The organism is Sphingobium yanoikuyae, from assembly GCF_034424525.1.
Lineage (GTDB): Bacteria > Pseudomonadota > Alphaproteobacteria > Sphingomonadales > Sphingomonadaceae > Sphingobium > Sphingobium yanoikuyae.
Window position 1 is genome coordinate 465,449 of the sequence record NZ_CP139979.1, and the last position, 22,939, is coordinate 488,387.

The 22,939-nt window shown below is 64.9% G+C and carries 21 protein-coding genes; 15 read left to right on the forward strand and 6 right to left on the reverse strand.

What is annotated here, in order from left to right; genetic code table 11:
- Positions 1 to 157 precede the first annotated feature (157 nt).
- Positions 158 to 526: a BlaI/MecI/CopY family transcriptional regulator gene (locus tag U0025_RS02145; RefSeq protein WP_004210924.1), complete on the forward strand. Its 369-nt coding sequence runs from the start codon at positions 158 to 160 to the stop codon at positions 524 to 526.
- Positions 523 to 2,121: a M56 family metallopeptidase gene (locus U0025_RS02150; RefSeq protein ID WP_004210926.1), complete on the forward strand. Its 1,599-nt coding sequence runs from the start codon at positions 523 to 525 to the stop codon at positions 2,119 to 2,121. Before U0025_RS02145 ends, U0025_RS02150 begins: the two co-directional genes overlap by 4 nt.
- Positions 2,122 to 2,127: 6 nt before the next feature.
- Here U0025_RS02150 and hemW read toward each other — a convergent pair whose 3' ends face one another.
- Positions 2,128 to 3,303 carry a radical SAM family heme chaperone HemW gene (gene hemW / locus U0025_RS02155; RefSeq protein WP_072894531.1) on the reverse strand — a complete coding sequence of 392 codons (1,176 nt, stop codon included), beginning with the start codon at positions 3,301 to 3,303 and terminating at the stop codon, positions 2,128 to 2,130.
- 52 nt (positions 3,304 to 3,355) lie between these two features.
- Here hemW and U0025_RS02160 point away from each other — a divergent pair, with 52 nt between their 5' ends.
- The 3 genes from U0025_RS02160 to U0025_RS02170 all read left to right on the forward strand — a co-directional run bounded on the left by U0025_RS02160 (position 3,356) and on the right by U0025_RS02170 (position 5,533).
- Complete coding sequence (locus U0025_RS02160) at positions 3,356 to 3,931, forward strand: CAP domain-containing protein (protein ID WP_010337592.1); 576 nt, start codon at positions 3,356 to 3,358, stop codon at positions 3,929 to 3,931.
- A 121-nt stretch (positions 3,932 to 4,052) separates the two neighbouring features.
- Entirely contained in the window at positions 4,053 to 4,778 is a 726-nt protein-coding gene (locus tag U0025_RS02165; protein ID WP_037491078.1) for a hypothetical protein, read from the forward strand.
- A 134-nt stretch (positions 4,779 to 4,912) separates the two neighbouring features.
- Positions 4,913 to 5,533, forward strand: a complete 621-nt coding sequence (locus tag U0025_RS02170; RefSeq protein WP_004210933.1) for a CAP domain-containing protein — start codon at positions 4,913 to 4,915, stop codon at positions 5,531 to 5,533.
- Positions 5,534 to 5,562: 29 nt separating this feature from the next.
- Here the strand turns inward: U0025_RS02170 and rdgB are convergent, their stop codons facing one another.
- Both rdgB and rph read right to left on the reverse strand, forming a co-directional pair.
- Positions 5,563 to 6,192, reverse strand: a complete 630-nt coding sequence (gene rdgB / locus U0025_RS02175; protein WP_004210934.1) for an RdgB/HAM1 family non-canonical purine NTP pyrophosphatase — start codon at positions 6,190 to 6,192, stop codon at positions 5,563 to 5,565.
- Positions 6,193 to 6,320: 128 nt separating this feature from the next.
- On the reverse strand, positions 6,321 to 7,037 hold the full coding sequence (gene rph / locus U0025_RS02180; protein WP_004210935.1) for a ribonuclease PH: 717 nt from the start codon (positions 7,035 to 7,037) through the stop codon (positions 6,321 to 6,323).
- A 96-nt stretch (positions 7,038 to 7,133) separates the two neighbouring features.
- On the opposite strand from rph, the gene U0025_RS02185 reads away from it, so the two are divergent.
- The 5 genes from U0025_RS02185 (at position 7,134) to U0025_RS02205 (ending at position 12,401) form a co-directional block, all read left to right on the forward strand.
- Positions 7,134 to 7,658 carry a DUF6438 domain-containing protein gene (locus U0025_RS02185; RefSeq protein WP_004210936.1) on the forward strand — a complete coding sequence of 175 codons (525 nt, stop codon included), beginning with the start codon at positions 7,134 to 7,136 and terminating at the stop codon, positions 7,656 to 7,658.
- Positions 7,659 to 8,339: 681 nt separating this feature from the next.
- The gene (locus U0025_RS02190; protein WP_004210937.1) at positions 8,340 to 9,143 is read left to right on the forward strand and encodes a DUF3800 domain-containing protein; all 804 of its coding nucleotides are present in this window, start codon (positions 8,340 to 8,342) and stop codon (positions 9,141 to 9,143) included.
- A 310-nt stretch (positions 9,144 to 9,453) separates the two neighbouring features.
- On the forward strand, positions 9,454 to 10,512 hold the full coding sequence (hrcA, locus tag U0025_RS02195; RefSeq protein ID WP_004210938.1) for a heat-inducible transcriptional repressor HrcA: 1,059 nt from the start codon (positions 9,454 to 9,456) through the stop codon (positions 10,510 to 10,512).
- Positions 10,509 to 11,072, forward strand: a complete 564-nt coding sequence (grpE, locus tag U0025_RS02200; protein WP_004210939.1) for a nucleotide exchange factor GrpE — start codon at positions 10,509 to 10,511, stop codon at positions 11,070 to 11,072. Before hrcA ends, grpE begins: the two co-directional genes overlap by 4 nt.
- Before the next feature lie 87 nt (positions 11,073 to 11,159).
- Positions 11,160 to 12,401 carry a threonine synthase gene (locus tag U0025_RS02205; RefSeq protein WP_004210940.1) on the forward strand — a complete coding sequence of 414 codons (1,242 nt, stop codon included), beginning with the start codon at positions 11,160 to 11,162 and terminating at the stop codon, positions 12,399 to 12,401.
- A gap of 39 nt (positions 12,402 to 12,440) precedes the next feature.
- Here U0025_RS02205 and U0025_RS02210 read toward each other — a convergent pair whose 3' ends face one another.
- Positions 12,441 to 14,645 (reverse strand): TonB-dependent receptor, encoded by a 2,205-nt coding sequence (locus U0025_RS02210; RefSeq protein WP_004210941.1) that lies wholly within the window; start codon positions 14,643 to 14,645, stop codon positions 12,441 to 12,443.
- A gap of 295 nt (positions 14,646 to 14,940) precedes the next feature.
- On the opposite strand from U0025_RS02210, the gene U0025_RS02215 reads away from it, so the two are divergent.
- Together U0025_RS02215 and U0025_RS02220 are read left to right on the forward strand one after the other, a co-directional pair.
- A complete protein-coding gene (locus tag U0025_RS02215; RefSeq protein WP_004210942.1) occupies positions 14,941 to 15,609 on the forward strand; it encodes a PadR family transcriptional regulator in 669 nt (222 codons plus the stop codon).
- A 4-nt stretch (positions 15,610 to 15,613) separates the two neighbouring features.
- On the forward strand, positions 15,614 to 15,892 hold the full coding sequence (locus tag U0025_RS02220; protein ID WP_004210943.1) for a DUF2218 domain-containing protein: 279 nt from the start codon (positions 15,614 to 15,616) through the stop codon (positions 15,890 to 15,892).
- A 228-nt stretch (positions 15,893 to 16,120) separates the two neighbouring features.
- Here U0025_RS02220 and U0025_RS02225 read toward each other — a convergent pair whose 3' ends face one another.
- Positions 16,121 to 16,612, reverse strand: coding sequence for an EF-hand domain-containing protein (locus tag U0025_RS02225; protein WP_004210944.1), 492 nt, complete (start codon positions 16,610 to 16,612; stop codon positions 16,121 to 16,123).
- Between the two features lie 17 nt (positions 16,613 to 16,629).
- Positions 16,630 to 17,436, reverse strand: a complete 807-nt coding sequence (locus U0025_RS02230; RefSeq protein WP_004210945.1) for a DUF4198 domain-containing protein — start codon at positions 17,434 to 17,436, stop codon at positions 16,630 to 16,632.
- A gap of 133 nt (positions 17,437 to 17,569) precedes the next feature.
- Between U0025_RS02230 and U0025_RS02235 the strand changes: the two genes are divergently transcribed.
- From U0025_RS02235 to U0025_RS02245, 3 genes are all read left to right on the forward strand, one after another.
- Positions 17,570 to 19,663 carry a TonB-dependent receptor domain-containing protein gene (locus U0025_RS02235; RefSeq protein ID WP_004210946.1) on the forward strand — a complete coding sequence of 698 codons (2,094 nt, stop codon included), beginning with the start codon at positions 17,570 to 17,572 and terminating at the stop codon, positions 19,661 to 19,663.
- 4 nt (positions 19,664 to 19,667) lie between these two features.
- Positions 19,668 to 20,435: an energy transducer TonB gene (locus U0025_RS02240; RefSeq protein WP_072894521.1), complete on the forward strand. Its 768-nt coding sequence runs from the start codon at positions 19,668 to 19,670 to the stop codon at positions 20,433 to 20,435.
- A gap of 325 nt (positions 20,436 to 20,760) precedes the next feature.
- Positions 20,761 to 22,932: a TonB-dependent siderophore receptor gene (locus U0025_RS02245; protein WP_004210950.1), complete on the forward strand. Its 2,172-nt coding sequence runs from the start codon at positions 20,761 to 20,763 to the stop codon at positions 22,930 to 22,932.
- Positions 22,933 to 22,939: the final 7 nt, after the last annotated feature.

The window sequence follows — 22,939 nt, forward strand, 5'->3', positions numbered from 1 at the left end:
CAGTCACGCCCGGTATGCCCCAGGCATGCCGGGCGTGACTGCGTCTGGCCTGCCTGATTTTCGGCCTTGGCGGCCATCTCGAAATCGATTGACTACATCCGTAATCGATGCGACTACATGTGTAGTTGGAGAGTCGGAACAGGGTCGGGGTCAGGCAGTGAGCGAGAAGATCAGCGAAGCGGAACTGGTGGTGATGGAAGCGCTGTGGGAACAGGCGCCGGCAACCGCCAATGATGTCGCCGATCGCGTCACCGCCGAACGCGACTGGAGCCTGCAGACGGTCAAGACCTTGCTGTCGCGGCTGATGGCCAAGGAGGTGATCGCCGCCGACCAGGATGGCCGCCGCTTCCTCTATCGCCCGCTGGTGGCGCGCGAGGATTATGTGGCGAGCGAGTCCGGCCGGCTGGTCAATCGCCTGTTCGGCGGTCGCATCTCTCCCCTGGTCGCCCAGCTGGCGAGCCAGGACCAGTTGAGCGCGGATGATATCGCGGAGCTTGAGGAAATCCTGAAGGGGTTGAAATCATGAGCGTCTGGATGGCCGAAACGCTGATCGCCACGACCCTGCTGATGGCGATGGTGATGATGTTGCGACGCCCGGTGGCGCGCTGGCTGGGGGCGGGCGCGGCCTATTGGCTGTGGTTGCTGCCGCTGGCCCGGATGCTGTTGCCAACGCTTCCGCGCGAGGTTGCCGCGCCTTCGCCGCTGCATAATGTCGTGGACCAGGCGGGCCTGCCGGCGCTGCTGGAGATTGCGCCATCGCCCGCGACACAGGCCGCAGCGACGAGCATCCCCTGGCTGGAAATGGCGATCGGCCTGTGGGCGCTGGGCGTCGTTCTGTTCCTGGTCGTGCAGGCGATCGGCTATGCCCGGTTTCGCCGAGACATATTGGCCGGATCGACGCCGCTGGGCGAGGAAGGGCGCATCCGCCTGATCACCAGTCCGCAGGCATCGGGACCGCTCGCCTTCGGTATTTTCCGGCCCTACATCGTCCTGCCGGCCGATTTCGGGCTGCGCTATGACGCGCAGGAACAGGATATGGCGATCGCCCATGAACGCGCCCATCATGAGCGCGGCGATCTGGCTGCCAACATGGTCGCGCTGCTGCTGCTGGCGCTGCACTGGTGCAATCCGGTCGCCTGGATCGCCTATCGCGCCTATCGCGCCGATCAGGAAACCGCCTGCGACGCGCGCGTCCTCTCGCTCTACGGCCAGGATCAGGCCCATGCCTATGGCCGCGCCATATTGAAGGCCGCCGGTGGTCGCCAATTTGCCGGCGCCTGCCATCTCACCCGCATCACCACGCTCAAGGGGAGGCTGAAAATGCTTTCGAGCCATGAAACATCATTGAAGCGCATCAGTTGGGGCATGGCCGCCGTCGCCATGGTCGTTGCCACGGGCCTGGCCCTCACCGCATCGGGCAGCCGCGCCGCGCAGCAGATGGCGGCGATCACCGACAAGGTCGATCAGGCCGATTTCGCCAGGCTGACCAACCTGGTGTCGCAGCCCGTCTCGGCGCGGGAGGCCCTGCCGCAGGCCGCGCCGGTTCCCGCCGCCGCGCCCATGCCGGCGGCAGCGCCTGCGCCGGTCGCCCATGCCGATCGCGTGCCGCCTGCAGCGCCCGTGCCGCCGGTTCCGGCCGCCGACATCATGCCCCCGGTTCCGCCGGTCCCGCCCGTGCCGCCGGTGACGGTGCGCAGCGAGCCGGGGCGGGTGATCGTCACCCATGCCAATGGCCGGGTCGAAACCCATCGCATCCCGACCGAGGCGGAGATTGCCCGCATGGTGCCGGTGGTCGACGTGCGCGAAGGCTGCGAGGGCGACAAGGTCACCAGCCATCGCGAATTTGTCGATGCCAATGGCCGCCGCAATATCCGGGTGCGCATCTGCGAGCGGGCGATCGAGGCGCAGGCCCGCAAGGCGGAGCGGATCGCCATGCTGAACGCCCGCGATGCCGAGCGCATGTCCCGCAATGCCGAACGGGCGGGGCGCAATGCCGCGCGCGCCGGGCTGACCGCCGCCCGTGCCCAGATCGCCGCCAGCCGCATGCCGGAAAGCGACCGGGCCGAGGCACTGCGCGACATCGACCAGGAACTGGCCGACCTCGATCGCAATCCGGACTGAGGCTTTTTAGACCGCCACCACTTCGGGCAGGATGGCGTCCAGCAGCAACATGCCCGCCGGGCTGACCTGAAGCCGGTTGCCGGTTCGCCAGACCAGCCCCAGATCATTCATCCGGTCGATCGCCCGATCATCCACCAGCGCGCCGATCGGCAGGCCCGACAGGCCGGCGATCCGGGCCAGATCGACCCCTTCGCCCAGACGCAATCCCATCAGCAGCGCCTCGCGCGCCTTGTCCTCGGCCTGCAGCGGCACTTCCTGTTGCAGGCCGTTGCCGTTGCGATCGACCGCGCCCATCCAGTTTTCCGGCTTCTTGTGGCGCAATGTCGCCATGCCACCGCGGCGGCCATGGGCGCCGGGACCAATGCCGACATAGTCGCCATAGCGCCAGTAGATGAGGTTATGGCGGCTTTCCTGCCCCGGCCGGGCATGGTTGCTGATCTCGTAGGAAGGGATGCCGGCCTGCGCCGTCATCGCCTGGGTCAGCTCATAAAGGGTGGCGCCATGATCCGGGTCGACCGGTGTCAGCTTGCCCTGCGCGGCGAGCGTGGCGAAGCGCGTGCCCGGCTCGATCGTTAACTGATAGAGCGACAGATGGCCGGTGCCGAAGGAGAGGGCGCGTGCCAGCTCCGCTTCCCAGTCCGATTCGCTCTGGCCGGGGCGCGCGTAGATGAGATCGAAGCTCACCCGGTCAAAAATGCGACGAGCCGTGTCGAGTGCGCCCAGCCCCTCATCGACGTCATGGGCACGCCCCAGGAAGGCCAGGGCGTCATTGTCGAGCGCCTGCAGGCCGAGCGACACGCGGTTGATCCCGGCGGCCGCCAGATCGCCGAAACGCGCGGCTTCCACCGAGTTCGGGTTGGCCTCAAGCGTGATCTCTATGTCGTTGGAAAAGCCCCAATGTCTTTCCGCCGCCTCGATCAGGGAAGCGGCGATGCGGGGCGGCATCAGCGACGGCGTGCCACCGCCAAAGAAGATCGAACGGAGCGGTCGCCGGCCGGTTTTTTCCGCCTCATGGGCAAGGTCGGCGAGCAGCGCAGCCTGCCACGCATCGGCGTCGATCCGGTCGCGCACATGACTGTTAAAATCGCAGTAAGGACACTTCGAAACACAAAATGGCCAATGAACATATAGGCCAAGAGCCTCGGTGAAAGCCGGTGGGGCGAGAAGGACTTCGGGTGACATGAGTGGACATATCTTTAGACGCGTTCAGCGCGGCCCGCTAGCGGCTGCACTGATGCTTTTCGGCGGGATGATCGCAGGGGCGGTCGCACCGGCATCGGCTTCGGTCAATCGCGACGTGTGGAATTATTATAATATCCAGCCGGCGCCGCGTTCCGACGCGATGCTGCGCCAGGTGGTGATGGACGTGCATAATCGCGAGCGCCAGTCGCTGGGCGTGCCCGCGCTGGCCTGGGACGATCGCCTGGCCGCCGATGCGGCCGGCTATGCGCGCCAGATGGTGCATACCAACCAGTTTCGCCATTCGCACGGCGGTGAGCGCGACGAGGAAATCGGCGAAAATCTGTGGATGGGGACGCACCGGGCCTATGGCTATACCGCCATGCTCGACGCCTTCATGGACGAACGCCGTGCCTTCGTGTTCAAGGCCCGCTTCCCCGACGTCAGCACGACCGGCAATTGGGAAGATGTCGGCCACTATACCCAGATGATCTGGCGCGGCACCCGTCGGGTCGGCTGCGCGCTGGGCGAGGGCGCCCAATATGATTATCTGGTCTGCCGCTATTATCCGGCCGGCAATGTCTATGGCATGAGCCCGTTCGACCGCGACTTTGGCGGCTGGCAGGGCTGAAGACCTTATCCCAGGCGGATCATTTTTCCTCTCTGTCGATTATGCCTTGAAGCGCAGTCGGCAAAAGGGGGGAGGAAAAATGCAGCCCGTTTCAAGAACAAGGCCATGGGCCTGCATCAGCATGACGATCGCGCTGCTGGCTCTGGCCGCGTGCGGTTCACCGTCCCCAACGCCCGACAATCAGGGGGCTGCGCCCGCCGCGCCCGAAAATTCCTCCGCCAACGCTGCCCAGCCGGACAAGGCACCGGCCCCCCGATCCACCCAGGCCGACATGTCGCCCCTGTCCTGCACTGCCGAGATCGGCGCGGCTGCGGCCGAGCGCCGCGTCAAGCTGTGCATCAGCGTGTCGCCCGCCACCCATCCGCCCTGCAATGCCGCCAATAGCTGTGCGATGATCGAGGACGAGATCGCGCGCAGTTGCGCCCTGTTCGACGGCCAGGGCGAGCCGATGGCGGGATGCACGCCCGAACCCAGGAGCATGGCGGCTGCGGCGGCCGTGGTGCAGCGTTATTATGCGGCGATCAACGCGCGCGACTATGGCACCGCCTGGAGCCAGTGGGGCGAGAATGGGCCGGCAGGGCAGACGATGGAAAAATTCCAAGCCGGCTTTGCCGCCACCCGTGCGACGCATGTGACCATCGGCCGGATGACGCCGGGCGATGCGGGCGCGGGCTCCGTCTACCAGCCGGTGCCGGTGACGATCGACGCGGAACTAGCGGATGGCACGCGCCAGCATTTTGCCGGCACCTATGTTGTGCGGCGCGTCAATGATGTCGACGGGGCATCGGCCGCGCAGCGGCGCTGGCATATCGATTCGGCGAAGCTGCGACCCGTTTCGTCGGAGTGACGTGGACAGGCGATCGCCTGTGCCGGACCATTCATCCCTGCTTCACACGATCGGGCGTTTAGCCGCAGCATCGCGTTCCGAACCGGCCGGGCCGGGGGAGAGGCACGGGTTATCGGGTCGAAAGAACAAAGACGATGCGCGGGTGGAAATGGGGGCTGGCCGTTGCGACGGCCGCCATGATGCTGGGGATTTTCGGTGGCAAGGGAGAGGCCGCGCCGGCGCGGCGTGCGCCCAGCCCGGCCGAACAATATGGCATGGAAGAGGCCGATCGCGACGATGGGCTGCTGCAGGACGTGGTCCTGGGCACGCATAATGACGAACGCAGCCGCTGGGGCCTGACCCCGCTTGCCTGGGACCGGACGTTGGCGGCGGATGCGGCGCGCTATGCGCGGCAGATGGCGCGGACCAACATCTTTGCCCACAGCTCGCGCGCGACCCGCGCGGTGCCGAGCGGCGAAAATCTGTGGATGGGGAGCCGGGGCCTCTATGATTATGAGGTGATGGTCGGCGCCTTCCTCAATGAACGGCGCTATTTCCGTCGGGCGGGCAAGATGCCCAATTTCAGCACCACCGGCCGCTGGCAGGATGTCGCCCATTATACCCAGATCATCTGGCGCGGCACCCGGTCGGTTGGCTGCGCGCTGGCCGAGGGCCGCAGCTTCGACTATCTCGTCTGCCGCTATTATCCCGCCGGCAACATGTTCGGCATGGGGCCGCTGGATGCGGCGCCGGTGCTGGCGGGCGGCGAGGAATAGGGGCGGCCGGGACCGCCCCCCCCATCCGATCAGATCACCGCTTTCACCAACTGGGCGAAGGCGTCGGCGCGGTGGCTCATTGCGTGCTTGGCGTCCGGGTCCATCTCGCCGAAGCTGATGTCGTGGCCGAGCGGCTGGAACATCGCGTCATAGCCAAAGCCATTTGCCCCGCGCGGCGGCCAGACCAGCAGGCCGTCGACCCGGCCCTCGAACGCCTCGACATGGCCGTCGGGCCAGGCGAGGGAGAGGGCGCAGATGAAATGGGCGCCATGGCCGGCGTCCGGCCCCTTGGCCTGCACCCCGTCCCACACCTTCTGCATCGCCATGCCGAAATCCTTGTCCGGCCCGGCCCAGCGGGCGGAGAAGAGGCCCGGATCGCCGTTCAACGCCTCGACGCAGAGGCCACTGTCGTCGGCCAGTGCAGGCAGGCCGGAGAGGTCGGCGGCCTGCATCGCCTTCAGCTCGGCGTTCGCGATGAAGGTGGTACCGGTCTCCTCCGGCTCGGGCAGGTCGAGCGACGCGGCGGAGATCGGCTCGATCCCATAGGGGCCGAGCAGCGCGGCGATTTCGCGCACCTTGCCGGCATTATGGCTGGCGATCACCAGCTTGCCGGGCTTCAGCTTGCGGATCGCCTGTTCCTGTCCGTATTCGTCGCTCATCTGGCTCTACCCTGCATTATTTCCGTCATCCCAGCGAAGGCTGGGATCTCCCTTCTTCTTCGGCTTCATGGGCGCAAAAGGAAAGAGAGATGCCAGCCTGCGCTGGCATGACGGTATTTATAAAAGGCTCAGCGACCCGTCGCCACATCCTGCGCGGCGAAGATCTTGGCGCAGCCGATGCGGGCGAGGCGGAGCAGGCGGAGCAGCTCTTCCTCGTCATAGGCGGCACCCTCGGCCGTGGCCTGCACTTCGGCGAACTTGCCGTCGCCGGTCAGGATCAGGTTGGCGTCGGTCTCGGCATTGCTGTCCTCGGCATAGTCGAGGTCGAGCACCGGCGTGCCTTCATAGATGCCGCAGCTGATCGCGGCGACCTTCTGGATGATCGGGTCTTCGCTGAGCGCGCCCGAGGCGAGCAGCTTGTCGACGGCGATGCGCAGCGCAACCCAGCTGCCCGAGATGGCGGCGGTGCGGGTGCCGCCATCAGCCTGGATCACGTCGCAGTCGATCACGATCTGGCGTTCGCCGAGCTTCTTGAGGTCGACGACGGTGCGCAGCGAGCGGCCGATCAGGCGCTGGATTTCCTGGGTGCGGCCCGACTGCTTGCCCTTGGCCGCCTCGCGGCTGCCGCGGGTGTGGGTGGCGCGGGGCAGCATGCCATATTCGGCCGTGACCCAGCCCGAGCCCTTGCCGCGCAGGAAGGGGGGCACCTTTTCCTCGATCGAGGCGGTGCACAGGACGCGGGTGTCACCGAAGCTGACGAGGCACGAGCCTTCGGCATGGATGGTGAAGCCGGGTTCCATGGTGATGTCGCGCATCTGGTCGGGCGCGCGGCCGGAAGGACGCATAATATTCTACTCCGAAGCGGTCAGGTGGGAGCGCTTAGCGCCCGGTGGCGTCGCATGCCAGTGCCAAGCGCCAAAAGTTGCGATAAGAGGGGCGCCATGAAGAGAGCGATGATGATGGGGCCGGTTGCGATGTTGGCGCTGGCGGGATGCGTGACCGACCGGGAGAAGGTGGAGCTGGAGCCGCCGACGGCCGCCGGCGACACGATCCGCTTTACCGCCGGTCGCTGCTTTGGCGCCTGTCCCGCCTATACGCTCACGGTGACGCCCGATGGCTCCGGCCTGCTGGAGCCCGAGCGCTTCACCTCCGTCCCCGGTCCGACCCGCTTCACCGTCAGTGCCGCGCAATATCGCCAGCTGCGCACCGGCCTTGCCCCGTGGAAGCCGGCGACCGGCACGGCAAAGCGCATCGCCCAGGGCGAGAATTGCACCCGCTTCGCCACCGACATGCCCAGCTACACGATCGAATGGACGCGCGGTGGGGGAAAGGGGGCGAAACCGACCCGGCTCGATTTCCAGTCGGGCTGCATGGATAGCCGCTATGCGAAACTCCGCACGACGATCGGCGGGATACCCAGGGCGCTGGGCATCGAACCGATGCTGAAGCCCAAGCCGGCAAGCTGAACCGCCGCCCCGCGACGCGACAGCCCGAAGTTCACAGTGTCGCAGGGCTAAATTGCGTCGATTCCGGCGAATGGCGCCTGCCACGCGCCAGCGAAGCGACGGCCACGCGACACGCGGGTCACGCCGACGCGACAATCGCGCGCCTGTTACGCGACAGTGAGGCGACAATGACGCGACAGCGACGCGACGCTTTTGGGCGTTGGGCGGGGTTGTTAAGCAGGGCGTGAGAGCGGCCTGTTCCATCTCGCAGGGTAGATCAGAAGAGCGGCGAATAGGAAAGGGAGGCAGGAATGCGCCTCATCCAAACCGTTCAACGGCGATTTTATTACGCCCAGAAATGGACCTTCTGCTTATGACCGCGTCTGGGACATAGCCGTCGTTCTGCAGCAGCCCCTCGAACAACTGATTTTGCCAGAAAGCGACAGTCCGTTCACTCCTAACCAGCCCTGCGTAGCGACAACAACCGGGTGGCCAGTGGTCACACAGAAATTGAATTGGTTCGGTCTGAAAGCGGTCAGTTTTCAGCACGCTAACGTTGGTCAAACCCACAAAGCGACGGAGAGCTAAACGCTTTACCCAAGCGAGCATGATGGCAAGGGGAGCCGGGCATACCGGCCTACAGGTGACCACGAACCAAGGTTATGCTATGCCTAAGTGTAGATACGCGACGCAGAGGCAATCGTGCTTGAAGGTTATTTTGATGATAGCGGCACCGATGACAGGTCGGACTTAATTGTCTGGGGCGGAGTGCTTGGCGACACTGCCCAATTCGACGCTCTGAGGACACAGTGGGCGCAGCTTATCCTTCAACCAATGGAAGGGAAATCTCCCATCAAGGCATTTCACGCTTCGCATATCGCCAATTCATATGGAGAGTTTTCTGACTACACGCCTCCTGAGAGAGATATAGTATTTCGGGCATTTCGAGAATCTATAGTTTCGTCTCAACTCGTTCCGATCAGCTTTGGTGTCATCAAAAGCGCTTGGTACGATTTGCAGCAGCAATATGGAATGCAACTCTTCGGCTCCCCCGAGCAATTCGTATTTCTGAATTGCGTTATGAGCGGGCAGCGTTTTGCTTCAATCGGTAAAGCGCCGGTCAAACTTTGCTTTGATACAGCGCGCTTGGAAAGCTCACGAGACGAAATCGCCTCTGGCGGCAACGGCTTCTTCAATTCCACCGCCCTCGACGTTACCTACTCGCGGGTGGCAGATGAGATTGGGCTCCAAGCGGCGGACATGGTCGCTTATGAGGCGTTCGTATTGGGGAACGCCGCAAAAGCCGACATTGCTGATGCTAAGCCTCGTTTGCATTTCCAACGATTGTTGGAGGGGGCGCCTGACGCGTTTGGTTTCATGATGGGCAGAACGGAAATCGAAGCGTTCTTCTCAAATGCGCAAGCGATGTTGAAAGAGGGGATTGGAAACGCGCCAACCCGACCGCCGGGCTTTCAAAATCTGTTCGGTATGCTGTTCCGAAGCTAGGGCTGGGACGCTGAAGCATCTTAACCCCATTTCGCGTGAGCCGACATACCAAGCGCTGGATTAGAACGACATGTTTTGGTCGGGAGGCGACGCCATGCCAGCGTCAACTATCTGTACGCTGGGCCTTGAGACCGGACACCCGCAATCGGCCATTTGCGCGCATCACCACCTCGGCTTCGAGTCGCAGTCCCGCTGCTTTCCTGCTTGAACCAGGAAAAGCGGGATGCCGGGGCAGGCCCGGCATGACGGATAGGGTAATCGGCCAATCTCCCCCGTTGAGCCGCGCGGGAAAGCCGCCTACATCATCGCCATGGCCGCCACTGCCTCCATCGCCGAATTGAATGACCGCGCCCGCGACGTGTTTCGCATGGTGGTGGACTCCTATCTGGGCACCGGACTGCCGGTGGGGTCGCGCACGATCAGCAAGATGGGGCTGAGCCTCTCGGCCGCCTCGATCCGCAATGTGATGCAGGATCTGGAGGAGCTGGGGCTGCTCGCCGCGCCACACACTTCGGCCGGGCGGATGCCGACCGAGACCGGGCTGCGGCTGTTCGTCGACGGGATGATGCAGGCGGCCGAGCCGTCGGTCGAGGAGCGCCGCGCGATCGAGGCGGGGCTGGCTGAAGTGGGGCTGGCCGAGGGCGGGCCGATCGAGGAGGCGCTGTCGGCGGCGACGGCGACGCTGTCGGGGCTTTCCGCCTGCGCCGGCATCGTCATGGTGCCCCGGCGCGAGCCGGTGCTGCGCCAGTTCGGCTTCGTGCCCTTGAATGATCGGCAGGCGCTGGCCGTGCTGGTCGGGCAGGACGGGTCGATCGAGAATCGCGTGCTCGACCTGCCGCGCGGGGTGACGCCATCGATGCTGAACGAGGCGGCCAATTTCATGTCGGCGCGCTTTGGCGGGCTGACCCTGCGCCAGGCCGGCGACCTGCTGGCCCGCGAGATGGAGCAGGAGCGCTCCACGCTGGAGGGCGCGGCGCGCGAACTGGTGACGCGCGGCATCGCGATCTGGAGCCATGACGCCGATGATCGCCCGGTGCTGATCGTGCGGGGCCAGGCGCATCTGATCGACGATGGCACCGCCGCCGACCTCGACCGGGTCCGGCAATTGCTGGAGCAGCTGGAGGGCAAGCAGGAAATTTCGCGCCTGCTGGAGAGCGCGCTGGCCGGCAGCGCGACCAAAATCTTCATCGGTTCGGAAAACAAGCTCTTTTCCCTTTCGGGTTCATCGGTCATAGCCGCCCCCTATCGCGGCGGGGACGGCCGGGTCGTCGGCGTGGTCGGCGTGATCGGCCCCACGCGCTTGAACTATGCCCGAGTGATCCCCATGGTGGATTTCACCGCACAGACGCTGTCGAGATTGATGAGATGAGCGAAGACAAGCAGACTATCGAAAATACCGAAACCCTGGACCAGCTGCCCGAGGAGGAGACCCCCGTGGACGCCCCTGAAAACGCCAATGCCGAGCGTATCGCAGCGCTGGAAGCCGAGCTGGAAACGGCCAAGCAGGACATTCTCTACGCCCATGCCGATACGCAGAATGTGCGGCGCCGGCTGGAGAAGGAACTGGCCGACGCGCGCGCCTATGCCGCGACCAGCTTTGCCCGCGACATGCTGTCGGTGGCCGACAATCTGGGCCGGGCGCTGGCCGCCATCCCCGCCGATCTGCGCGAGGACGACAAGTTCAAGGGGCTGGTGACGGGCCTGGAAGCCACCGGCCGCGAGTTGGAGGCGGTGTTCGGCCGCAACGGCATCACCAAGATCGAATCGGTCGGCCAGCCGCTTGACCCGAACAAGCATCAGGCGGTGATGGAACTGCCGTCGGCGGACGCCGAGCCGGGCACCGTGCTGGTGGAAATGCAGGCCGGCTACAGCATCAAGGACCGCTTGCTGCGCCCCGCCATGGTCAGCGTGGCGAAGAAGCCGGACTGACAAATATCCGCCCCGTTCGGGCTGGATCGGTCAGGGTCCCCCGTGGGGCCGCGAACGCACCGAATCCTTGCCCGAACGGAGGCCCTTTTGCTGCACGACCTCAACCTCACCACCGACCGTCCGACCTTTGTTACCCATCTCGAATGTTCGCTGACCGGCGAGCGTTATGAGGCGGATCGGCTGCATGGGCTGTCGGCGGCGGGCAAGCCGCTGCTGGTGCGCTATGATCTGGACGGCGTGCGGGCCACGCTGACCAAGGAGGCGCTTGGCAGCCGGCCGATGGACCTGTGGCGCTGGCGCGAATTGCTGCCGGTGCGGCAGACCAGCAACATCGTGAGCCTGGGCGAGAATGTAACGCCGCTCATTCCGCTGCCGCGCACGGCGAAGCGGCTGGGCGGCGCGCAGTTGCTGGCCAAGGATGAGGGGCGGTTGCCGACCGCGTCGTTCAAGGCGCGGGGCCTGGTGATGGCGGTTTCCATGGCCAAGGAACTGGGCGTGACCCAGGTGGCGATGCCGACCAACGGCAATGCCGGCGCGGCGCTGGCCGCCTATGCGGCGGTGGCCGGCATGGAATCGGTGATCTTCTGCCCGGCCGATACGCCCGAAGTGAATGTGCGCGAGATCGCGGCGCAGGGCGCACGGGTCTATCGCGTCAACGGCTATATCGACGATTGCGGTGCCATCGTCGGCCAGGGCGTCAAGGAACGCGGCTGGTTCGATTTCTCGACCCTGAAGGAGCCCTATCGGATCGAGGGCAAGAAGACGATGGGGCTGGAACTGGCCGAGCAGCTTGGCTGGGAACTGCCCGACGCAATCTTCTATCCCACCGGCGGCGGCACCGGCCTGATCGGCATGTGGAAGGCGTTCGACGAGCTGGAGAAGATCGGCTTCATCGGTTCCAAGCGGCCCAAGATGTTCGCGGTGCAGGCCGAAGGCTGCGCGCCGATGGTCCGCGCGTTCGAGCAGGGCGTGGAATTTGCCGAGCGCTGGGAGGATGCCCAGACCATCGCCATGGGCATTCGCGTGCCCAAGGCGGTGGGCGATTTCCTGATCCTGCGCGCGGTGCGGGAAAGCGGCGGCGCGGCGCTGGCGGTGTCGGACGCGGCGATCGCGGCGGCCGTGCGCGACGTGGCGCGCGACGACGGCCTGCTGCTCTGTCCCGAGGGCGGGGCGACGCTGGCGGCCTACAGCCGAGCGCTGGACGAGGGGCTGATCGGGCGGGATGAACGCGCGCTGCTGTTCAATTGCGCCAGCGGCCTCAAATATCCGCTGGAGGACCAGAGCCGCACGCTCGACCGGCACGCGCCGATCGATTTCGCGTCGCTCTGAAAAGGCGGGATGGGCGGGGCTGAACCCGCCCATTCACCCTTAGAAGCGATAATCCCAGCCCAGGGTGAAGAGCCGTCCGCGACCGGCGAAGAAGGCCAGACTGTCGTTGGGCAGGCGCGTGTCGCTATTATAGTCGATATAGAATTTATCGAACAGATTCTGGACGCTGAGATAGACGCCGCCCAGTGATGCGGTGTCATAGCGGAGATAGGCGTCGGTGACCGCATAGCCGCCGAAATTGTTGCCCCGGTCCGGGTTCGCCTTGCCATGGAAATTGCGCGACAGATAATATTGGGTCTGCAGTCGCGCGGAGATGGCGCCATGGCGATAGTCGGCAGCGACGTTCAGGCGATCGGGCGAGATGTTGGTGCCGTCCAGATCGGTATCGACGATGCCGTCGGGATTGACGCTGTCGCTGTCATAGCGGCCCTTGAGATGGGCATAGCCGGTGGAGAGCTTGAGCCCCGGCAGCGGCGTCTGCACACCCAGGTTGATTTCCAGCCCTTCGATCTCGACCCGCTGGCGCTGCACGGTGAAGATGCCGTTGCCCTGCGCGATCAAGATCTGGCCCTTGTCGCTGGACGACCAGAAATAGGTGGCGCTGGCGTCGATCGGGCCGCGCTTCACCTCCAGCCCGATCTCGCGGTTGTTGGAGACGATCGGGCTGATGTCGAGATAATCGTCGAGGTCGACGCCCGCGACGCGGATCGACCGGGTGACGCGGCCGACATCGGGCATGGTGAAGCCCTCGGCATAGCTGGCATAGGCACGAATGCCATCGATCGGCTCGAAGATGAGGCCGCCGTTGAGCAGCGCGTCGGAGAATTTGGGCTTGCCGCCCGCGACATCGACGCCGCCATAGGTCGCTACATTCTTCCCGTCATAGGTGGTCGATGCCAGGGTGTGGAAATCGTCGATCTTTACCTGCACATTTTCCCAGCGCACGCCGCCCGCCACGCGAAACAGCCCGTCGGCGATCTTCAGATTGGCCTGAGCGAAAGGGGCGATGGAGCGGAAATCGCTGGGCGGCACCCAGGTGCGGCCGGTGACCATCAGTCGCTGTTCCGTCTTGTCGAACAGGACGTCCAGACCGACCGTGGTGGTCAGCGCCTCGAAACCGGGCAGGGCGCGTTCATAGCTGATCTTGCCGCCGATCTTGCGCGACCGGTTCTGCGACTGGTCGAACAGGGTGCCGGGCGTCGCGATGGCGGGATCCTGGAAGGTCGGGATCGCCGCGAATTCGCCGCCGAAAATGTCGCGGCTGCGGTTGAAGAAAAGCTGGGTGACGAGGTTGCCGCCGGCGACATCGCTGTCGGTGTAGGAGAGGGACGCGCTTTCGGTGCGGTTCGATCCCGGCGTGCCAGGGGCGTCGCCCTTGACCGCGGTGGTGGGGAGGCCGTTGGCGCGGCTGCCGGGGAGCGGGACATAATCGCCATCGCCCTTCAGCTCATAGCGATTGAGGATCAGGTCGAGCCGGCCGGTATCGCCGACGGCATAGCCCAATCGCGCGAAGATATCGGTGGTCTGCGATGCCTGGGTCTCGCCCTGGGTCAGGTTGATGCCGATGCGGCGGTTGCGCGCGTCGTAGAAGGCGCCGCGCTTTTCATAGGAGGCGCCGACCGTGGCATCGAAAGCGCCAGCCTTATACTGGACCAGTCCGGCCGCCTTGCCGCCAAAGCCGTCGCCGTCGAAATCGTCGCTGGCCGATCCCTGCAGCAGCACCCGGCCGCTGATGCCCTCCTGCTTGGGCGCGCCGACCGTCACCTGGTTGACGATGCCGCCGGTGCCGCCAATCCCCTGCAGCGCGTTGGAGCCATAGATGAGTTCGACCCGGTCGATGAAGAAGCCGTCGATGGTGAAGCCGTCGCGGCTGCCGTCGCGCAACGGGGTCGATTGCGGGATGCCGTTGATGGCGTAGAGTGGCGAGCGGCCGCGCAGCGTTTCGCCCGCGCCCGACAGCTTGCCGCGGGTCGGCGAGAAGCTGGGGGTGAGGGTGGAGATGGCATCGGTGACCGAGCCGGAGATCGCGATCTGCTGGTCCAGCATCTGCTTGTCGATCAGGTCGATCGTCAGCGGCAGCGCATTGGGCGGCAGGATCGAGCGGGCCGCGGTGACGACGATCGATTCGCTGCTCTTGGTGTCAGCGTCGGCCTCGGCCTGCTGCGCCATGGCTGGCGATGCGAGGGCGATGGTCAGCGCCGCCAGCGCGATTGCAGAGTGACGAATTTCGATATGACGCATCATCGCGATCCCCTGATCCATGTTGGGCAGGGCTGCTAACGACAATCGATCGCAAGAACAATCACATTCTGCATAATGCTTATACGATGAGGTGATAAGCCTGATTTCCCGGCGTTTCGGGTGAGTGTCTCTATCATAAGATGCCTAAAGATATATCTCATGCATTGACGTTGATGATTTTTAAGATATATCACAATGCATCATGAAGCATTTTGAAAGAGAGAATATGCATTTTTCCCATTCCGATCGCGGCGCTGGGCGCCGGGGTTGCCGGCCGGGCCGGCACATGGATGACGCCATGGCCGATCGTGGTTGCGACCCGCGCGGCTTGGGCCATCGCGGTGAACGCGGCCATGGCCGCTTCTTCGGACCGGGCGGCTTTGGTCCCGAGGGCTTCGGGCGCGTTTTCGGCGGTGGTCGGGCCGGGGGCCGGGGCGGTCCGTTCGGTGAGGACAGCTTTGGTGACGGCCCCTTCGGCGGTGGCCGGGGCGGGCGTGGCGGCGGGCGCCGCCGGCTGTTCGGCAATGATGCGCTCAAGCTCATCCTGCTCAAGCTGATCGCCGATGCGCCGCGCCACGGCTATGACCTGATCCGCGAGATCGAGAGCCTGTCGGGATCTGTCTATGCGCCCAGTCCGGGTGTCGTCTATCCGACCCTGACCCTGCTGGCCGACATGGACCTGATCGCCGAGCAGCCCGGTGAAGGCAGCCGCAAGCTGTTCGCCATTACCGAGGCGGGCACCGCCCATCTGGCTGAGCATGAGGCCGGCGTTGCCGAGGTGATGGAGAAGCTGGCGCATCTGGCCCGCAAGGCCGAACGTAATGATGCTGCGCCGGTGCGCCGCGCGCTGCAGAATATGCGGGTGGCGATCCAGCATCGGCTTGAAAAGGAAGGCGCCGATTCCCAAACCATGTTTGACGTCGCGGCCCTGATCGACGAGGCCGCCAGCAAGATCGAAAGGCTCTGACCCCATGACGCTGACCGCCACCGTGCCGACCACCCATGGCAGCCGTTACCTGCAGCAGCTGTGCAAGCATTGGAGCCACAAGTTCGAGACCAGCTTCGACGCGGACAAGGGCGAGATCGCCTTTCCGATGGGGCCGATCCACCTGAGTGCCGATGCCGAGCTGCTGACCGTGGTGCTGGAACCCAATGCGGACGCCGATGTCGAGAAGTTCAAGCAGGTCGTCGCCGACCATCTCGACCGCTTCGCCTTCCGCGAGGCGCCCTTGCCCTTCAACTGGGCCTGAGAGCCTGTTTGAAAAATCGCGAAAGAGCGATTTTTCAGCGCGGTTCCAGCCCGCTCCCCCACCCAACCGCCCGACAGGATGACACTGGATCGGGTGGTTGGGTGGGGGAGCGGGCTGGAACCGGCTTTCTCAAACAGTCTTTGACATGCGAAAGGGGCCGGGTCTGCACGGCCCGGCCCCTTCCCTGGTAAGCTCCATGAGGACCGGCAACCCCGGTCCTTCTTTGTGTCAGCTATCGGTCTTGGCGCGCATGGCGGCCATGCGGGCGTTGGTCGCCTGCACGTCGGCGGCGGTGACGATGCCGTCCTTGTCGGCATCCTGCTCCGCAAAGGCGCGCGCACCCGATGCGTCATATTCGGCCTGGGCCATCTTGCCGTCCTTGTCCTTGTCGAGGACGTTGAAGCGGACATGGGCCTGGCGGATCTGGCGCTGGCGCTCCTCGGTCTTCTTCTCTTCGGTCAGGCTCGATTCCGCGAGCTGCTTTTCGAGGCGGGCGGCATATTCGCCGACATATTCCTCCTCCGACACCCAGCCATCGCCATTGGCATCGGTCGCCTTGAAACGGGTGACGCGCACCGCGTCGAACTCGGCGCGGCTGACCTGGCCGTCATGGTTGCTGTCATAGTCGTGGACGAAGGCGCCGCCTTCATGCGGGGCGGCGAAGGCGGGCGTGCCGGCGGCGGCAACGACGGCGGCGATCAGGATGGAACGGGTGTTCATGGTGTGTCTCCGGAATATCAGGCGGCGTCGAAGGCCAGCGTGTAGGTGTAGCTGCGATAGGGTGTTTCCGACCCGGCCGGCGCGGCGCCGCGATGGCGGACCAGAATCAGGTAGGTGCCGGCATCGTCCGGCTTCAGGCTGAAGCGGCCCTGCGCGTCGCTCTTCGTCTCGGTCGCGACCTTGCGGCCGTCATGCACGCCGGCGCTGCGGAACAGGGTGACCTGCGTGGCGGGCAGGGGCTTGCCGTCGAACAGCAGCACGAAGCTGGCGTCGCTGCCCGACACGATGGCGTTGGGATGGGTGACCGGCTGGATTTCGAGGCCCGTGCCGACCGGCTTGAGCGCGGCCTGCGTCGTCTGGCCGCGGGTGACATAGGCGTCGGCCAGCGTCATGCTCTGCACCTCGACCTCCTGCGCGCCGGGCTTGGGATCGCCGCCCTCGCCGCGCATCACCCAGGCATCGCCGACGCGGAACATCTTGCCCTTGCGCCCGGCGCGCTGGCCGGTGGTGATGCGATAGGTGCCGTCCGTCTTCAGGTCGGCTTCGAACACCGACAGGTCGCGCAGATAGGTGACCGGGCCGGTGGTCGCCTGGCTGCCGTCCGGCGCGACCAGGTGAAAGGGCGCGTCGCGCATCGCGACTTCGGGGACGAAGGCGTCCTCGGCAAAGGCCGAGGTGACGGTGACATGGTCGGCCTTTCCGGCGTCGAACAGGGTCGGCAGCACATAGGGCATATGCGCCTGGGCAGCGGTGGCGCCGGCCAATAGCAGCACAGGCAAGGCGGCGGCGAACAGGGCGTTCACCGGGCGGCGATGGTTGGACAATGGGGTTCCCCTTGGTTTCGTTACGCTCCTCTATAATATATAGTGAGAATCACTTGCAATAGCATTTAATGCCGGTAGAGAGCGGCCAACCCGGCGCGTGATGCGCCGCAACAATGATACGGGGGCATTTCTCATGACCAAGTCCAAGACCCTGCTGCTGCTGGGCACCGCGCTGATTGCACTGCCTTTGCCGGCAATGGCCCAGGCGCAGAGTGACGACATTGCGGTGGCGAGCGATTCGCAGTTCGCGCTCGACCGGATGATCATCTCCGCTGGCGTCGAGAAGGTCGCGCTGGACACGCCGCAGGCGGTGACCGCGCTGGACCAGGAGGATATCGACCAGTTGCAGGCGACGACGATCGGCGACCTGCTGGAAGGGATGCCCGGCGTCAATGTGCAGGGCGGCGTCGGCCAGCTCGGCCAGGGCTTCAACATTCGCGGCATGGGCACGGCGATCGGCGACAGCGACAACCGCATCCTGATGACGGTCGATGGCGTCACCAAATTCTACGAACAATATCGCATGGGCGCCTTCTTCAGCGAGCCCGAACTCTACAAGCGGGTCGAGGTGCTGCGCGGCCCGGCATCCTCCACCCTCTATGGCGCGGGCGCGCTGGCGGGCGTGATCAACTTCACTACCAAGGATGCGTCGGACTTCCTGCGCGACGGCGACAAGCTGGCCGTGCGGTTGAAGGGAGCGACCGAAACCAATGCGCAGGGCCATACCCTGTCGGGCATCGTCGCGACCGAGCCGGTCGACGGCGTCGAACTGCTGGGCAGCTATAATTATCGCCGCACCGACGATTACAAGAGCGGCAATGGCGACACCGTCGCTGCCTCCGCCACCGAATCCGACAGCTGGCTGGTCAAGGGCCGGGTCGCGATCGGCGGCAACAAGAAGCATGCGATCTGGGCGTCCTACCAGGACTGGATCAGCGACGCGCCGCAGGTCTATGACCAGATTTCGGCCGCCACCGGCAGCTCGCTGATGCGCCGCCGGGTCCACGACAAGACCGCCGTGCTGGGCTATGTGAACGACTTTAACGGCAGCAAATTCTTCAATGTCGAGGCGCAGGTCGCCTATTCGCTGTCCAAGGTCCACCAGACCGAGACGACCTTCCTGGGCGCGAACCTGGAATATTCCGATTTCTCCTATGAAAGCTGGCAGGCCAAGGTCCAGAATACCAGCGAGTTCGCCATGGGCGGCGACTGGACGACCTTCCTGATCCTGGGCGGCCAATGGAGCACGCAGGAACGGCGCAACCCGCGCGTCAATTTCGACGGCACGGTGACGCCGGGCGCGGGCACCCATCCCGAAGGCGACATGGACCGCTATGGCCTGTTCGGTCAGTTGGAGATCGTCTGGTCCGACAAGCTGACCATCATGCCGGGCGTGCGCGTCGACTGGACCCGCCTGACGCCGGGCGACACGGTGGTCGGCGGCACCGTCCTGACCGACAAGGTGAAGGATAGCGGCGTGTCGCCCAAGCTCGCCGCGCTCTACAATATCACGCCCTGGTTCGGCCTGTTCGGTTCGGTCGCGCGCACCGTGCGCATGCCCAATATCGACGAAATCTTCACCCGCAGTGCGACCCGGCCGAACAATCCGGACCTGAAGCCCGAGAAATCGGACAATTATGAAGCCGGCTTCACTTTGTCCTTCGACGATATGCTGGGCAAGAATGACCGCTTCCGCGCGAAGACCACCCTGTTCCAGAACGACGTCAAGGATCTGATCGTCAACGTCTCGGCCGCGGCGGGCACGCCCTATTTCCAGAATATCAACCGCTCGCGCTTCAAGGGCATCGAGCTGGAGGCCGAATATGGCATGGGCGGCTTCTATGCGCGCGGCAATGCCAGCTTCATCGATGGCAAGAACCGGCTGACCGGCGATTATCTCAACACCATCCCGGCGAACGACTATCGCCTGACGCTGGGCTATAATGATGTGGCGAGCGGCCTGTCGGGCGGCTGGACCGGCGAATTTGCCGAGCGGCAGGACAAGGTGACGCCGGGCAGCTTCGCCTCGGCCGGGTCGGGCCTGGCGACGCCGGGCTACAGCGTCCACAACCTGTTCTTCGCCTTCAAGCCGCAGGGTGGCGTGGCCAAGGGCTTCGAATTCCGCATCGCCATGGATAATATCTTCGACAAGCAATATCGCCGCCATCTGTCGTCGCTCGCCGCCGAGGGACAGAGCTTCCGCTTCACCGTGGCGAACACCTTCTGACGCCATGACGGGCGTGCGGCGTCCCTTTCGCGTCACGGGGCCGGCGGCGGCCTCGCTCGGGATCAACGCGCTGCTGATCGCGGCGCTGCTGAACCTGGGCATGGGCCGCGCGCCGAAGCGCGAGGAGGGGGCTGCACTGACCGTCATGTCGCTGGCGGCGCTGAAGGGCGTGGAGCAGGGGGCGGAACAGGCCGAGGCGGCGGAGGCGACGGCGCAGCCCGAAGCTCCGGTGCCGACGCAGGCGCCGCCCCCAACGCCGGTCAGCCCGCCGCAGCCGGTGCCGCCGCCGATGGTGGCGATCCCTTCCGCATTGTCGCTGCCCGTCGCGGTGGCGCCGGCTGCTCCGTCCACGCCGGCGGCCGCAGCGGCGCCGTCGCCGCAGGCCGCGGCCAGGGCGGCGCCAGTCATGGCCGCCAGCGCCGGCGCGCCGCCGGCCCGGCGCGGCATTGCCGACGGGCTGGACGCCAACGCCCCGGCCGGCAACAGCCGCGCCTATGCCGCGCGGGTGCGTTCCTGGCTCTATGCCCACAAAATTTATCCCCGCCGCGCCAAGATGCGGCATGAGGAAGGGGTGGTGAAGGTCCGCTTCGTGATCGACCGCGCCGGCATGCTGATCGAAGGGCGGGTGATCAGCAGTTCCGGCCGCGCCTCGCTCGACGAGGAGGCTGCCGCCATGCTGCACCGCGCCTCGCCCTATCCCAAGGCCCCGTCCGACATATCCGGCGACCGCATCGAATTCACCGCGCCGGTGGAGTTCGTGCTGCCGGTGTAGCGGGGGGGATGGTCTGAGAGCGACCAGAAGCGGGCCTTGCCTTTCCACACCCTCACTATTCTTGTCTGCGGCTCCGGGCGAAACGATCCCGTACAGCGATGCGAAGAGGCAGACGAAAGCAACGGCCGGAGCTGTCCCGGCATCAATCGCCCACTCATCCCGGCAGCCATCATGACTGATCGATAGCGCCATATTGCGCCCCGATGCACATTTTGCATCAGTTCGTTTCCGAATCGTTGCATTTGCAAATCAATCGCATTAAAGCGCCGCCCCAACATCCAGGGCGCCATGTTCAGGGCATGGCGAAATATGGGGGAAGTGCCTTATGTCCTTTGCATCGAAGAAGAATTTCGTCCGCTACGGCGCGGCGTCGATCGCTGCCTGCTTGCTGCTGGCTACCACCAGCGCCCAGGCCCAGGCGCCAGCGGACGAGCCTGATGCAAACGCGCCCGCCCCGGACTCCATCGTCGTTACCGGCCAGAATGAGACCAACGGCCTCAACCTCACCACCCGCGAAACGCCCCAGTCGGTCACCAGCCTCGACAGTCTACGCATGCAGGAACAGGGGCTGACCGACATTTCCGAAGTGATGCAGCAGATCGTCGGCATCCAGACCAACCGCTCCAGCGCGCTCGGCACCGACGGCACCAACTATACCGCGCGCGGCTTTGCGGTGCAGAATTATCTGGTCGACGGCGTCGCCCGCCCGTCCAACATCTATGGCTTCACCGAAGATACCGCCGACATGATCGCCTATGACCGGATAGAGGTGATCCGCGGTTCGGCCGGCATGATGACCGGCACCGGCGAGCCATCGGCGGCGATCAACATGATCCGCAAGCGCCCCGGCGCGGATCTTAGCGCCACAGTCGCGGCGACCATCGGCTCCTGGGACAAGTACCGGCTGGAAGGTGATATCGGCGGCGCGCTGACCGCCAGCGGCCATATCCGCGCCCGCGTCGCCGGCGCGTGGCAGGATAATGATACTTTCATCGACCGCGAACATGCCAAGCGCCAGGCGCTCTATGGCGTGATCGAGGCCGATCTTGGCCCGAATACCCTGCTGACCGCTGGCGTCGAATATCAGAATTTCCGCAACGAAGGCGCCTCGCGCGGCGGCGTGCCGCTCTTCTTCACCGACGGCACGAAGACTGATTTTGCCCGCTCCACCAATGGCGGTGCCGACTGGTCCGACTTCCGCCGCAAGAGCGTCAACATCTTCGCCTCGATCGCCCATGATTTCGACGCCAACTGGCATTTGCAGGTCGATGCCGAGCACAAGTCCGGCTCCTATGACGAGACGATCGGCTATTATTTCGGCACCGCGATCGACAAGGAAACCGGTGACGGCGGCACCTTCTACGCCACCCGCTGGGCGTCGGACCTGACGCTCGACGCGGTCTATGCCAATCTGCGTGGCGCGTTCGAGGCGCTGGGCCAGGAACAGCATGTCGCCCTGACGCTTAGCCACACCCGTTTCGACGATGACCAGACGCCCTATCCCGGCTGGTGGGGTGGCAGCGACTATATGTATCCGATCAATGCCTATAGCTATTTCCCGACCGGCGACGTGGCCAAGCCCGACCTGACGCCATCGGGCGGCACCGCGGGCAACCGGATCGAGACGAGTTCGATCGCCGGTGTTGCCCGGCTGAAGCCGATCGGCCCGCTCTCGATCATCGCCGGCGGCCGCCTCACCTGGTGGAAGCAGGACAGCTATTCCCAGGACGTCACCGGCCCCAAGGTTTGGACCCCGGTGGTCGATGAAAAGGCGGTCTTCACCCCCTATGCCGGCCTGGTGCTGGACTTTACCAAGACCCTCTCGGCCTATGTCAGCTATGCCAGCGTGTTCACGCCGCAAACCTCGCGCACGGTCGATGGCGACGTCATCGCCCCGCTCGAAGGCAATACCTATGAAGCCGGCCTCAAGGCCGACTTCCTTGATGGCCGCCTCAGCGCTACCGCGGCCGTGTTCAAGATGCAGCAGGATAATTATGCCCTGGCCGACGGCCCCGGCATTTTTGCGCCCGATGGCAGTTCGGCCTATCATGCGGTGTCGGGCATGAAGTCGTCGGGCTTCGAACTGGAGGTGAAGGGCGAAATCCTGCCCGGCTGGCGTATCGCCGGCGGCTTTGCCAACGCCCGTGCGGAAGATCGCGACGGCGTGCGCCAGATGCCGCAGATCGCGAAGAACAGCTTCAAGATGTTCAGTGCCTATACACTGCCCGGCCAGTTCAGCGCGCTGACGATCGGTGGCAATGTCGAGTGGCAGGGCAAGACCACGGCCGATGGCGAAGGACCGAACGGCGAAACCTACAGCCAGGGTAGCCTGGCGGTGGTCGACCTGCTGGCCAATTATCGCTTCACCGACCATCTCTCGCTGTCGGTCCATGTCGAGAATATCTTCGACAAGACCTATTATTCGGGCCTCTATCTCGGCAGCGCCCGCTACGGCGAACCCCGCGCCGTCAAATTCACCCTGCGCGGCACGCTGTAGGGATCTG